The organism is Paenibacillus sp. 01T442, assembly GCF_056398345.1.
Genome location: NZ_JBFTPF010000064.1, coordinates 16,285 through 29,609, shown reverse-complemented (window position 1 = coordinate 29,609; position 13,325 = coordinate 16,285). Strand labels below are relative to the sequence as shown.

Genomic DNA, 13,325 nt, shown 5'->3' with positions numbered 1-13,325 from the left:
ACTGGAGGTACAGGAGCAACTGGTGCAACAGGACCTACTGGGCCGACTGGAGCAACTGGAGGAACAGGAGCAACTGGAGCAACAGGAGCAACAGGACCGACTGGAGCAACTGGAGCAAGGGGAGCAACCGGAGCGACTGGAGCAGTTGGTGCAACCGGAGCGACACCAACCAACTTTACAAAAGTTCTTAATTTTGGTGGAAATAATGAAGGATTTCAACGTTTAGCAGGGTCGCCTGGAGCACTTTCCAATATGATACCTTATGTCGATGCTGCGAATGGAAGCGTAGTTGCTTTTTCAGGAGCAATAAATGTAAACAACTTACCTGCTGATACGTATCTATTCCAAGTATGTTTTGATGTTATTGATACTGCAGCAGCACCGTTAGCAGCTAACATCATATCTACAATTACTCTTACAACTACGGCTTCCCTTACTGGAACCATAGTTTTCTCAATTAGACCAACAGATGTAGGAGCGCAGCCCGTGCGTGTTTCCAATGGTGCTGCCTATACAGTCACACCAAATGCCACAGTAACATGGACCAGTAATATAGCTGGTAACCCTGTCATAAGWAATGATGCAATTTCAGTATTCCTAAATATGAACGTTACACAAAATGCCGTTTATTCTGTGTATATTTCATCTGCTGTTTAAATAGAGAAGGATCGTCTTAGGCGGTCTGGTTCGGGTCTTACTACTCAAGGTTAACAACGTAATAAAGGTTATCTGTGTAGATTACCTTGCGTTGTTGACCATKAGTAATTTTTATGGCGGAAACATGCGAAAATTACTCTMATCCCAATCTCATTTCSAAACCCCACAGTTAATCGAATAGTTGCCCAAAAKGGGCAGATTTGAGATAATGCTCATAGTGAAATTAGATGAATGGGAGTGACATCCGTGGACAAGCAGCAACAAACGAAACAAACTTTAGCCTTTATTGGTTCTTACGCCGATGCGAAGAATCCGGGGGTTTATACGGCACTATTTGATGCAGAAACAGGTAGCTTAGCGCTTACCCATAACGTAACGGGTCTCCAAAATCCAACCTTTCTAGCTGTCGATGCGGCAAATTGGCGATTATACGCACTTGGTGAAGGTGTTGGTGCGGAAGGTCAGAAATGTGGAGCAGCTAGTGCCTACATCATCCAGCCAGAAACGGGTGAATTAACGCTACTTAATCAGGAAAACACGCTGCCTGCGACAACATGCCACATCCAGCTAGACAACTTGAATCAAGTCGTAATGGTTACGAGCTATCATGGTGGCATGGTTGGCTTATCTCCAATAATAGCCAATGGCCAACTTGGGACTTCCGCGGACATTCAACAGCATCATGGTGCGAGCCTACTTCCCGTACAGGATCAGCCGCGAGCACATTCCGTTTTCGTTGATCGTGCGAATCGTTTCATAGGTGCATGTGATTTAGGTCTTGATAAAATTATCCTGTACAAACTCGATCTCGCCGCTAAGCGTCTCATTCCACATGGCGAAGTGTCCGTCACGCCTGGGTCGGGGCCGCGCCATTTTGCCTTTCACCCATCCTACAAGTGCGGGTATGTGATTAATGAGCTCGGTTCCACGATTACAGCATTCAGCTATGATGAGGAACACGGTAAACTAACAGAAATCCAAACGATTTCAACCTTACCAGCTTCCTACGATGGCGAAAATKGGTGCGCAGACATCCACGTCTCACCTGACGGACGCTACCTTTATGGTTCCAATCGTGGACACGATAGCATCGTAGTTTATACCATTGACAAGCAAACAGGAAAACTCTCATTCGTGGAACATGCACCAACCCTAGGGAAGCACCCACGAAATTTTGGGATTTCGCCTGATGGGCGTTTTGTTCTAGTCGCGAATAAAGATTCTGATAATATCGTTAGCTTTGCGCGCGATGAGACGACTGGAAAACTAGTCCCAACGGGCAGTGTACTTGAGATGTCTCAGCCTGTATGCATCAAGTTCCTTTCGGTACAATGACACCTTTTACAGAGAGAGTTCTCGAAATCATTCGATCCATTCCCGAAGGAAAAGTGATGACGTATGGCCAAATTGCGCGGCAAGCCGGAAGTCCAAGAGCAGCTCGGCAAGTTGTGCGAATTCTGCATGCTATGAGCAAAAAGTTCCGTCTTCCCTGGCACAGAGTCCTCAATGTTCGTGGAGAAATCGCGATCCAAGATGATGAGGGTGCGCAACTGCAGCGGTTTTTGCTAGAATCTGAAGGCGTCCATGTTTCGGAAGTTCAAACGGTTTCTCTAGCAGATTATCAACTTCAACTTGTTGAGGAATGAATAGAGTTATTTGACCCATGGCAATTAAGGCTTAATCCAAGAATACTTATGTAAAATAATGTTAAAATTGTAGTGATGCACACGCCGTTTTCTTCATGGTTTCTGAGGAGATATTCCTTTCAGAGATCGTGATGAGAGCGGCTTTTTGTTTTTGTCAGCAAATGGAGGGGCATTACGCGAGTGATTACAACGATAAGCGAGGAAAATTCTGGATGCCCCCAGTAAGCGTTGAGTATGTACTAAGCGTAGTTAGGAGAGCCGCTTCTTCCCTTTTGGGGAGGGAGGGGCTCTTTTTCGCCCAAAAATCTGAAAACAGCGCGGAAAGAGTTACAAAGTTTCCAAGCCGAGAATAGACTACTGTAATACAAGGCCATACGGACAGGAGGCATGTTATGAGTGACAGAACCCTTTATCTATTCGATGGCATCAATAAGACCTCTGTAAAACTGATTGTTGAGCAAATTATCAAAATTAATCAATGGGATGACGACAAAGATAAGAAGGAAAAAGATTATAAACGCCTGCCGATCGACCTGATCATTAATAGTAACGGTGGCAGTGTATACGATGRCTTTGGTCTTATTAATGTAATTGAGAACAGTAAAACACCCGTTCACACGTATGTATACGGACTAGCGGCAAGTATGAGTTTGCTGATCGCAGTTAGCGGGCACAAAAGGCATGCAGGACGACTGAGTACTTTCATGTATCACTCTGTTTCCACACATATTGATGGTCATTTGGAGCATTTGAAGAATCGCGTGGATGAAACGCAGCGGCTGCAGAACATCTATGATGAATGTATTTTGTCCAAAACGAGTCTGCAAGCTGAGGAGCTGGCTCGTGTGAAGGAGCATCAACGGAACTGGTACATGAGTCCAGAAGAGGCGTTAGCCTATGGCATCATTGATACGATCGTTTAGGCAAAGTGGGAGAGAAGCCCAAGGGATTTCTTTTTTTAAATCTAGTATTTTGTATGTTTCACATAGCAAATTGGCTATATTTCTAGATAAACGCTCCCGTCCTAAATGGGCGGAGCAGCCGTTTATTGTGTTTGTTTTTTCTGGGCATTTGGTGTTTAATTGAGAGAAAGAGACATGGGGCGGCAACAACTGCTTCGAATGCAAAGGAGAACCCTACTGTGTACAAAATAGTATTTTTTGATATTGATGGCACGTTAATTAATGAGGACAAGCAGGTGCCAGAAAGCACCGTTAAGGCGATTCACGATCTGAAAAAGAGCGGGATCGAACCTGTTATTGCAACAGGACGAGCACCTTATTTCATTAAGCCACTGGCGGAGTTACTTGGCATTGATTCCTATGTGTGCTTGAATGGCGGATATGCCGTCTACAAAGGTGAGCCTCTTTACCACCGCGTAATCGCTAAGAGCGCGATTGAAGCTCTCGTTGAGCTAGCTGCTACGCATCAGCATTCGCTCGTATTCGAGGGCCAGCATGCATTTGCAACGGATGCGCAGGATCACCCATTTGTACATAGCTCTGTATCCTCGTTAAAAGTTGATTTGCCAAGTTATGATCCGCATTTCTGGAAATCGAACGATATTTATCAAATTTTCCTGCACTGTGAAGCCAAAGATGAACATTTGTACGAGGGACTGCTTTCAGAGTTTAAGCTCATTCGTTGGCACGAACATGCGATGGATGTGTTGCCTGCTGGTGGTTCCAAGGCCCAAGGTATAGCGGCGATGCTAGAGTTGGTCGGCTTGAAGCCGGAAGATGCGGTGGCTTTTGGTGACGGTTTGAATGATATGGAGATGCTTTCCTATGTTGGATTCGGTATTGCAATGGGCAATTCGCATAAGGATTTATTGCCATACGCTGATCATGTTACTACACATGTGGATGAAGAAGGCGTACGAAACGGTCTTATCACAGCAGGACTACTTTAAGATATGTTAAGACAGAACGCTAATAAATAKGGTGAATAGGATGAAAATTGCTTTTTTTGATTCAGGTCTAGGTGGAATCACAGTTCTGAACGAAGCCATGAAGCGAATGCCTCAGGAAGATTTTGTTTATTTTGCCGATACCGCGCATGTTCCCTATGGTATGAAATCGAAAGATGAGGTTCTAACCTTCGTCAAGCAATCCGTTGATACCATTATTCAAGAAGAAGTTAAGGCGCTTGTCATCGCCTGTAATACAGCAACAAGTATCGCGATCACAGAATTGCGGAGAATCCACCAGATCCCCATCATTGGGATGGAGCCAGCAGTGAAGCCAGCCGTAGAGATGAATCGTTCATCAGGCAAAAGAGTGCTCGTATTCGCCACAAAGCTTACTCTTCAGGAAGCGAAATACAGAGAACTCGTATCCCGCATCGATGATATGGGAATGGTAGATTCCGTACCGCTTCCGGAGTTGGTCCAATTTTGTGAAAATCTCTTGATGGATGGTCCGCAGATCGTGGATTATTTTAAGACCAAATTAGCTCCATTTGATCTAAGTGCGTTTGGAACGGTTGTACTCGGTTGTACACATTATCCTTTTTATCGTGAGGTTTTGAGTCAAATCCTACCGAACCACATTCAAATTGTAGATGGAAGTAAGGGGACTGTGAATCACTTAATGCAAGTGTTGCAGGACAGCGACCAACTGCAAGGTACGGGGAATGGACATGTGAAATGGATGTGTTCCAGTTTAGATGACGCCTACCTAGAGAAGATGGAAAAGGCGCTTGCCTTCCTTCAAACGGGTAAATAAAAAGAAGCAGTTCATAACTAGAATTTCTAGTTACGAACTGCTTTTCTTAATAGGAGCTATATGCGAATCTCTAGAAGCTCGTAGCTTATAATGCCCATGGGGGCATTCACACTAATGACATCGCCTACCGACTTATTCATGAGGGAGATGCCAAGCGGACTTTCATACGAAATTTTATTTTCGTTGACATTGGCTTCTTGCGAACCTACAATTTTGTACTCGATTTTTTCGGCGAATTCCACGTCATTTAATACAACAGTAGAACCGACTTGTACTTTGGAAGTACCAGTATTCTTCACGACTTTTGCTTTTTTGAGCATCCGTTCAATCGTAAGAACACGTGTTTCCATGAATGACTGGTCGTTCTTGGCAGAATGATATTCGCTATTTTCCTTGAGGTCACCGTAGGAGATAGCCAATTTGATACGTTCTGCTAATTCCTTACGCTTCACTGTTTTCAGATCTTCAAGTTCAAGCTCTAAACTGCGTAAACCCTCAGGGGTCAAAATGATTTCATCATTGGACAAAAGTAAAGCACCTCGTTTCATTCGATATTAGCTATACTACTAAAGTCTATGAGACAAGTAAAGCAATCGGCATAAGGTATTATTTGTGTTGATCTCAATTAGGACGATTTATGCTGCATGGATTTACGAATGGTAGACCCAAATATTTTAAGCATCGTTTGTCTCGGGAGGATCCTTGCAAGTAATGCAGTGAAAGTATTATTAGCTCCATCAAGGACGAAAGATGACCTCTTGCCAAGTGCTTTCATTGCCGTATCGACGACTTGTTCAGGAGTCCGCTTGCTCTTCGTTTCAACTTCCTTGGCGGTATCGAAGAACTTCGTATCTGTAGGACCTGGACACAAGGCTAGAAGCTGGATACCCTTGTGACGATATTCTTCCCATAAGGATTCGGTAAAAGAAAGGACGAAAGCTTTGGTTGCACTGTACACGGAACAATAGGGGAACGGGAAGAACGCTAATAAGGAGGCTACATTGATGATGGCGCCTTCGCCTTTTTGAACCATGGCAGGCAAATAGAGATGGGTTAACTCCATAACAGCGGTAATGTTTAATGTGATCTGCTGATGATATTTGTCCGCGGTATGAGCTAGAAACTCGCCGCTTAAACCAAAGCCAGCATTGTTGATGAGCATGCCGACATGCCGACCAAGCTGCTCCGTTTGCTTGAAAACTTCGGCCGCTGCATTTGCGCTTGTTAAGTCAATCTCGATCACGTCTACTTGAATCGCGTATTTACGGGACAACTCGTTAGCTAGCTCATCTAATTTGGCTTTGGACCGCGCAACTAGAATGAGCGGATGTCCTTTGGCAGCCAATTTACGTGCAAAAGCTTCACCTATTCCCGAGGATGCACCTGTAATTAAAGCAGTAGCTGGCATATGATATTTCCTCCCGCAATTTTATAATATACCCAAATAAAGGTGAGAATACCTTTTAATTGATAGACAACGAATTCTTCAGCTACTATACTAACATAACGTGGCAGTGATTTCTGCGCAATTTGTCGAAATGTTATCGCAATTTTTTTTGCGCAGAATTGTAATGTCCAGCATACAAAATGAGAAAGTGTGACAACTTCATGAGAATAAACAGAAGAGTTATTTACATCACTTTTATAATTGTTATCTTGTTATTAATTACGAACAACAGCTCCTATTATTGGTATGCGAAATCTATATTAACGCAGGAAAAGTCAGAACAAATGGCAACGACAGCGAATCAAATTCGAACGTCGATTGAACAGTCGGAAGCGGGAGCCTTCTTCGTGGAAGATTTGATTGGGGAACAATTGCGATCTGCCGCTATCTTTGCCAAAACAAAGCTAGATCCCGATATTGACAAGGTAACGAATGAACAACTTGTTCCCCTTGCAGAGAAAGCTGGTGTGGACGGGATTTCACTCATGAAACGAACTGGCATTGGCGATGATATCATGGTTGGCAAATCGTCCGAACCTAAAGAATTAACACTTACAAGCACAAGTTCATTCGGATATTGGTTTACCGCTTTTGACCAACTGCTGAAATACCACAAAGTGACGATTCCTGAAGGGCAAAAACTTCCTAATTTCTGGTCGGGGATTTATGAGGTGCCTGCTTCAGGCACGAGCGATGTTAGTAAATTTGGCTATTATTACGATGGGGAAACGAATTATATCATTTGTGTGTTTGTAAATGCAGGTAAAATTAAGAAGTTCAAGGATATTATTGGTGCGGATACGATAGTCAAAAAAACACTGACATCCAATCCGGATATTATAGAAATTTCCGGATTAAACGGGATCACATTCGGTACGAAGCCGAAGGAATATACGAGACCGAATGGCATTATGTATGTTTCCCTTTATGACCGTCCTCTGCTATTTGGTACACAAAATATCATTCATGTGAATGATTTCACGAATTTCAAACGTGCTATTCAGGACGAAAAGCCAGTAAGTGTGGTTGAAAGCTATGAGGGAAAACCGATTCTGAAGACATTTGTGTATGTGCCCATTAAAGAGAGAATAACGGATGTTCAGCGGGAAATACCTTATGTGATCACCATTGTTTCGGACTACCAGTCCATACAGAAGACGTTAAATGACCAACTTATTCGTGTTGCTCTGATCATTGTTCTATTTACCTTATTCAGTTRTATTCTTGTATTCCTCGTATTCCGATTCAATACGAAGTCGCGTGAAACAGCCGTTCAGTCCACACAAGAAATGTATATTCAAAATGTAGACCTCATGTTTGCGACGATTCGCAGTCAACGACATGATTTCCTGAATCATGTGCAAACCCTATACGCCTTATTGGCCAATGGAAAAAAAGAGGATCAACTGCGTTACATGGAGGAATTAATTGAGGAAATTAATGAAGTCAATGATATTATTCGAATTGGACAGCCAGCTATCGCTGCATTGATTCAATCGAAAATAACGCTAGCGATGCGAACCAAAGTCTCTTTTAGCTATGAGTTTACAGGTCTGGATGGGCTATCTCTTGGTGTGAAATCGGTCGATCTCGTGAAAATTATCGGGAATCTCATTGATAATGCCTTTGATGAAGCGAATAAATTCCCAGCAGAAGAGCGAGAGGTGTCTGTGAAAGGCTGGAAGGAATTGAACGATGTGAAGATTTCTGTGAAGAATCGGGTGAATCCATCGTTTCATCTGGAAGACGACACGGATTTGTTCGCGATCGGCTATAGCACCAAGTTAGAAGGTGGACATCAAGGGCTCGGTTTGCCAGTGGTTAAGGAACGAGTTGAATATTATCGGGGAACGATTGAAGTTAAAGTGGAGGAAGGCTTTATTTGTTTTCAGCTTTCGATTCCCATGCAATAACAGAAATGACAAAAATCGCGATTTGGTCAGCCAAATCAGCGATTTTTTTTGGTCTCATTTTGTAAATGAATAAGGCAGATAGGGCAATACATAGTTCCAAAATGGAAGTACTAGACAGACAACAAGTAAAACCCAACGGAATACCGTTTCACTCGCGGAACCGGTGTCGATTGCAATCCATTTGGGGAGCAGTCGGATTCTGAGTGTGATCGGCCAGAAGAGCTGGACACCTCGATCGTTCAGTAGGTCGATTAAGGGATGGGAAGCATACGAAAGGATGAATACCCAGAAATATAATGGCGGCAGAGGTAAGCATATCATCGCGAGCAGCGCCATGAAAAGCAAAGAATGCGTCAATGTTCGATGTTTGATTTTCAAAACATGAAGCAAGGCAGATAAAGGGAAGAGAACCTTGGCCATGGTGGAACCTGGTTTATCTACATCGGCTAAGGTGCCCGCCAAACAACCGAGTAATAAAGAACCTGCAGCATCCCATGTGAAGAAACTGATGTCGCCATGAATGAGTACGATTTCGGCTGCAATCATTCCAGCGACACTGTGTGTTTTTTGTAGCATAATAAGCGCCTTCCTATTCATGAGTTCATATAACTTTATACTATTCGATTTATACATGGAAATTAAGGGTATCGCAATACAAAATAGATATTGTCGTGTTTCACCTATATAAATGTCTGGATACACCTTATAAACAAGAAGAGGGATGCTCTACAATAAGTCGTAAAGGTGCAATAAATAAGGAAGTACATCTAACACGACTGCCCGTGTATCTAGGAGGAAAAACCCATGAGTTCTATTCGTATTTCAGCTTTGTTTTGTGAATATCAAGTTAATCCAATCGGATTGGATACTGCTGGGCCACGCTTTACTTGGCAGCTCGAAGCTGACACTAACGCTACTGTGCAATCAGCCTATCAGATTCAGGTGAGCATGCATTCTAGTGATTTCGAACCAGCGAGCTTGGTTTGGGATACGGATCGTATCGCTTCAGAGCAATCTGTGCTTGTTGCCTATGCAGGACTTGAGCTGCAGCCGCGGACTCGATATTTCTATCGCGTGAAGGTATGGAATCAATCCGGTTTGGCTTCGCCATGGAGTGAAATCGCTTACTGGGAAATGGGACAGCTTCAACCAACAGATTGGCAAGCGAATTGGATTACTCCAGATCCTACACATATTGACGCAGATGCGGAAGAAGCCTACTACCTTCGGAAAAACTTCCGTGTAAGCGGGGAGATTCGCAAGGCGACGATTTATGCGACAAGTCATGGGGTATATGAACTAGAGCTTAATGGTTCGCGGGTTGGCGATTGGGAGTTGACGCCAGGCTGGACCAGCTACAAGCATCGTCTGCAGGTTCAGAGCTACGATGTCACGAACAGTCTGATGTCAGGGACGGAGCACACCATTGGCGCGGTATTGGCGAACGGTTGGTTCAAAGGAAATCTGGCATGGACACATCAGCGGAATGTTTTTGGAAGCGTAAGGGCGCTGCTTATGCAAATGCATATTGTCTATGAGGATGGTACCGAAGAGATCGTAGTCAGCGATTCCTCTTGGCGAACGTCCCTTGGGCCCGTCCGCATGTCAGAGCTTTATCATGGTGAAACCTACGATGCTGGTTTGGAGCTCACGGGTTGGAGTTTGCCGAGTTATGATGATCAAGATTGGACTGCGAGTATTGAACTCGGCTATGGCAAAGAAACATTGGTTATGCAAGAAAATGAACCCTCTCGCGTGACGGAACAGCTGAAGCCTATCGCTGTCATCGAAACTCCGTCAGGGGAAACCGTGCTTGATTTTGGGCAAAATATGGTAGGGAAAATAGAGATGCGATTTACGCTGCCCGCGGGTACACGCATCGAACTGCTGCATGCAGAAGTGCTTGATGCACAAGGCAATTTCTATATTGGCAATCTGAGGTCGGCGAAGCAATTGGTTACTTATGTGTGTAGTGGACAGGGTGAGGAATCGTATGCGCCGCATTTCTCCTTCCAAGGCTTCCGTTATGTCAAAGTTATGGGATGGCCACAAGATGTTGCATTTGATGCTGCATGTTTTACGGGTCTGGTTATCCACACCGACATGGTGGCGAAGGGGACATTTGAATGTTCTCACGAACTTCTCAATCAGCTGCAGCGAAATATTGTGTGGGGGCAGCGGGGGAATTTCCTTGATGTGCCGACGGACTGTCCGCAGCGTGATGAGAGGCTGGGTTGGACAGGGGATGCGCAGGTGTTCATTCGAACAGCGGCCTTCAATTATGATGTGGCCCTCTTCTTCAGCAAGTGGTTGCGTGATTTGAAAGCAGATCAGCGTGAGGATGGAGGCGTACCATTCGTGATTCCGCAAGTCCTGAGAGAAAACGAGCATTCTTCTTCAGCTTGGGGAGATGCGGCGGTGATCTGCCCATGGACGCTCTATCAGGTGTATGGGGACCAGCGCGTGCTGGAAGAGCAGTATGACAGTATGAAGGGTTGGATTACTTATATCCGCCAGCAAGGTGAGAATGAATACTTGTGGCAAACGGGCTTCCACTTCGGCGATTGGCTCGGACTCGACGCCAAAGAGGGTAGTTGTATCGGGGCAACGCCCAAAGATCTAATCGCAACTTGCTTCTATGCGTATTCGACTTCGCTTTTTGTCAAAACAGCGGAAGTCCTGGGACGCGAAGAGGATGTCGCTGAATACACAGCGCTCTACGAGCGCATTGTTGAAGCTTTCACTGCGGAGTTTGTGACACCAAGCGGAAGATTAGCAGCACATACACAAACTGCACATGTGCTTCCGCTAATGTTCGGTCTTGTTCAGGGAAGCGTTCGGGAACGCTTAGCAGCGACCCTTGTCGAGTATGTCAAAGAGCAAAAATATCATCTGACGACGGGCTTTGTCGGCACGCCGTATCTATGTCATGTGCTCTCGGAAAATGGCTATCATGATGTGGCCGTCAAGCTTGTCCTGCAAGAGGACTATCCGTCTTGGCTGTACCCCATTCATCAAGGGGCTACCACGATTTGGGAGCACTGGGATGGCATCAAACCGGATGGTACGTTCTGGAGTGATAGTATGAATTCCTATAATCATTATGCTTATGGATCCATTGGCGACTGGTTATATCGCAGAGTAGCAGGCTTGGATTCTGATGACTCGCAGCCAGGTTACAAACGCATGAGCTTCCGACCTCGGCCAGATTCTGGCCTAACGTATGCCAAAGCATCTCTCATCACGAATTACGGGGAGGTTCGCAGTGAATGGTCCATTGAAGAATCGGGGGACATTCGGTATACGTTCCAGCTCCMGCCAAACACCAGCGGAGAGGTCATCTTAGCTAAATCTACTCTTACGGAAGTGACATGTCAGGGTCAGAATCTAGATACAGTTCCAGGCATTCAAAGTGTTCGGGAAGTTGCAGGCGATGTAAGGATTGAGCTTGGCTCAGGAATCTATCAATTTAAAGTACAGCGTACAAACTCCTTCTCTTTGTCATTCTAAGTTTATCGAGTATAATAGACTTAACGAAGGTTCTTAGAGGGAGAGTTACAGATGGCTGTCATCAACGCAATGGAAACCGTGGTTAAGCAGTTGTTCGAAGAATTCCGGAAGAACTATGAATTGAAGTGTGATTGTGGAACGTGCAAAGAAGATATATTGGCAATCGCGCTGAACAAGCTTCCGCCACGTTATACTTCCAGTGAGAAGGGACATCTATTTGTTAAAGGTGAATTTACGAATCAACAGTTGCGTTCAGATGTCATGCGAGAATTAATGGAAGCATCGAGCATTGTTGAGCATCATCAACATCATCGTGAGTAAAGCAAGATAGGCCTACGCCGCTATCTCCGTTCAGACGGAGGTGGCGGCGTTTTTGATTGTGGGCGGATGCGCAGCACACTGTCCCTACTGACTTTTGAACACGTGTGCATTTCGCCTGAAGTTGATTTAGTCCGATATTTCCGAATTAATACGAAGATTGCTTGTGAAAAAAGCTCATTAATCCGATTATGCCGAACTATTTACCCGTATTCCTTCTGCGAGGGTTGTTTTGGTCGATTTAGGTGGGCGTATTAGGACTAAATAAGATTTCATGATGCGGACAGTGAGATTAATTCGGCAATTTAGGACTAAAAGGTACCGGCGGCGTAACCCGAACTCGAGGATGTCGGGAAATCGGATGAGCAATCGCTGCAAGGCTATTGGAGTGCTGTAAGTCGATTATTTCGACTATCTCACAAGCATTTTCCAATGCCATTACTCTTATATTTTCCCACGCGCGACTTGCGCACTATCCCTACATAGTTCTTACGCACTATCTTGCGTAAATTCGCGCTACAAACCAACTTGTCACATCTCCCTGAATGCAAACAAAATTACATAATATAGAAAAAAAAGATGTAAGAGATGCAAAAATAAATGCGCTGTTTTTTCACGCACTTCAAGCTAAGATAGAAGTAGGAATTTCCAAATAAATGAAAATTAGGAGGGGTTCATGTGAAATCAGAGCAGTTTAATGGCATTTTTGATTCGGTGTTAACGGATGTTGTACAACAATCTTATGGCAATATATGCTTGCCCTCCGATGAACAAATCCAACAATCGATGAAAAAAATGATGTCGATGCTAGAAGAATGCCCGAAATGGTTGTTGCACAATGAATGATCGCGAAAACTTGAAAGCCATCTCCAATGACACGCTTGTTGATGCCTATATAAATGCAAGCCGGATGAAGCTGAGTAAGGAATTTCTCTTGTTTTTACTTTTAGAAATTCAAGCTAGACAGATTAGTTTATTCCGAGAAAATAGTTTGGAAAGCACCAGCTAATGTTTACTCCACGTAGAGAGTTTAAAAAAAGGTATGAATCCTTTACAATGTAACCGACAGGAAACTCCTGACGTTGCAGGGTAGGGGATTTTTTGTTTG

13 protein-coding genes and 1 pseudogene are annotated in these 13,325 nt (G+C 44.3%); 11 read left to right on the top strand and 3 right to left on the bottom strand.

Features of this window, described 5'->3' with window-relative positions; translation table 11 throughout:
- The 6 genes and pseudogenes from AC1DLM_RS28365 to murI form a co-directional block, all read left to right on the top strand.
- Positions 1 to 657, top strand: a pseudogene (locus tag AC1DLM_RS28365) (hypothetical protein); the annotation flags it as partial.
- Between the two features lie 246 nt (positions 658 to 903).
- Complete coding sequence (locus AC1DLM_RS28360; RefSeq protein ID WP_477571836.1) at positions 904 to 1,992, top strand: lactonase family protein; 1,089 nt, start codon at positions 904 to 906, stop codon at positions 1,990 to 1,992.
- Positions 1,989 to 2,303, top strand: coding sequence for an MGMT family protein (locus AC1DLM_RS28355; protein WP_477571837.1), 315 nt, complete (start codon positions 1,989 to 1,991; stop codon positions 2,301 to 2,303). The genes AC1DLM_RS28360 and AC1DLM_RS28355 overlap by 4 nt, the downstream gene beginning before the upstream one ends.
- Positions 2,304 to 2,695: 392 nt before the next feature.
- A complete protein-coding gene (locus AC1DLM_RS28350) occupies positions 2,696 to 3,226 on the top strand; it encodes an ATP-dependent Clp protease proteolytic subunit (RefSeq protein WP_477571835.1) in 531 nt (176 codons plus the stop codon).
- A 218-nt stretch (positions 3,227 to 3,444) separates the two neighbouring features.
- Entirely contained in the window at positions 3,445 to 4,215 is a 771-nt protein-coding gene (locus AC1DLM_RS28345; protein ID WP_441990385.1) for a Cof-type HAD-IIB family hydrolase, read from the top strand.
- 40 nt (positions 4,216 to 4,255) lie between these two features.
- A complete protein-coding gene (murI, locus tag AC1DLM_RS28340) occupies positions 4,256 to 5,029 on the top strand; it encodes a glutamate racemase (protein WP_477571834.1) in 774 nt (257 codons plus the stop codon).
- Positions 5,030 to 5,085: 56 nt separating this feature from the next.
- On the opposite strand, the gene greA is transcribed toward murI, so the two are convergent.
- The gene (gene greA, locus AC1DLM_RS28335) at positions 5,086 to 5,556 is read right to left on the bottom strand and encodes a transcription elongation factor GreA (protein ID WP_171635061.1); all 471 of its coding nucleotides are present in this window, start codon (positions 5,554 to 5,556) and stop codon (positions 5,086 to 5,088) included.
- Positions 5,557 to 5,654: 98 nt separating this feature from the next.
- A complete protein-coding gene (locus AC1DLM_RS28330; RefSeq protein WP_477571833.1) occupies positions 5,655 to 6,437 on the bottom strand; it encodes an SDR family NAD(P)-dependent oxidoreductase in 783 nt (260 codons plus the stop codon).
- A gap of 200 nt (positions 6,438 to 6,637) precedes the next feature.
- Between AC1DLM_RS28330 and AC1DLM_RS28325 the strand changes: the two genes are divergently transcribed.
- On the top strand, positions 6,638 to 8,389 hold the full coding sequence (locus AC1DLM_RS28325; RefSeq protein ID WP_477571832.1) for a sensor histidine kinase: 1,752 nt from the start codon (positions 6,638 to 6,640) through the stop codon (positions 8,387 to 8,389).
- 54 nt (positions 8,390 to 8,443) lie between these two features.
- Here the strand turns inward: AC1DLM_RS28325 and AC1DLM_RS28320 are convergent, their stop codons facing one another.
- Positions 8,444 to 8,965: a metal-dependent hydrolase gene (locus AC1DLM_RS28320; protein ID WP_477571831.1), complete on the bottom strand. Its 522-nt coding sequence runs from the start codon at positions 8,963 to 8,965 to the stop codon at positions 8,444 to 8,446.
- A gap of 228 nt (positions 8,966 to 9,193) precedes the next feature.
- Here AC1DLM_RS28320 and AC1DLM_RS28315 point away from each other — a divergent pair, with 228 nt between their 5' ends.
- From AC1DLM_RS28315 to sda, 4 genes are all read left to right on the top strand, one after another.
- Positions 9,194 to 11,899, top strand: coding sequence for an alpha-L-rhamnosidase (locus AC1DLM_RS28315; protein WP_477571830.1), 2,706 nt, complete (start codon positions 9,194 to 9,196; stop codon positions 11,897 to 11,899).
- Between the two features lie 51 nt (positions 11,900 to 11,950).
- Positions 11,951 to 12,220 carry a late competence development ComFB family protein gene (locus AC1DLM_RS28310; RefSeq protein WP_441990378.1) on the top strand — a complete coding sequence of 90 codons (270 nt, stop codon included), beginning with the start codon at positions 11,951 to 11,953 and terminating at the stop codon, positions 12,218 to 12,220.
- Positions 12,221 to 12,895: 675 nt separating this feature from the next.
- A complete protein-coding gene (locus AC1DLM_RS28305) occupies positions 12,896 to 13,063 on the top strand; it encodes a hypothetical protein (protein WP_441990377.1) in 168 nt (55 codons plus the stop codon).
- Positions 13,056 to 13,226 (top strand): sporulation histidine kinase inhibitor Sda, encoded by a 171-nt coding sequence (sda, locus tag AC1DLM_RS28300; RefSeq protein ID WP_171635070.1) that lies wholly within the window; start codon positions 13,056 to 13,058, stop codon positions 13,224 to 13,226. The genes AC1DLM_RS28305 and sda overlap by 8 nt, the downstream gene beginning before the upstream one ends.
- Positions 13,227 to 13,325 lie beyond the last annotated feature (99 nt).

What these genes read in the sequence shown, in the direction of transcription:
- AC1DLM_RS28330 (WP_477571833.1), bottom strand. Translation starts at nt 6,437, where the DNA reads ATGCCAGCTACTGCTTTAATTACAGGTGCATCCTCGGGAATAGGTGAA.
- sda (WP_171635070.1), top strand. Translation starts at nt 13,056, where the DNA reads ATGAATGATCGCGAAAACTTGAAAGCCATCTCCAATGACACGCTTGTT.
- murI (WP_477571834.1), top strand. Translation starts at nt 4,256, where the DNA reads ATGAAAATTGCTTTTTTTGATTCAGGTCTAGGTGGAATCACAGTTCTG.
- AC1DLM_RS28310 (WP_441990378.1), top strand. Translation starts at nt 11,951, where the DNA reads ATGGCTGTCATCAACGCAATGGAAACCGTGGTTAAGCAGTTGTTCGAA.
- AC1DLM_RS28355 (WP_477571837.1), top strand. Translation starts at nt 1,989, where the DNA reads ATGACACCTTTTACAGAGAGAGTTCTCGAAATCATTCGATCCATTCCC.
- AC1DLM_RS28320 (WP_477571831.1), bottom strand. Translation starts at nt 8,965, where the DNA reads ATGCTACAAAAAACACACAGTGTCGCTGGAATGATTGCAGCCGAAATC.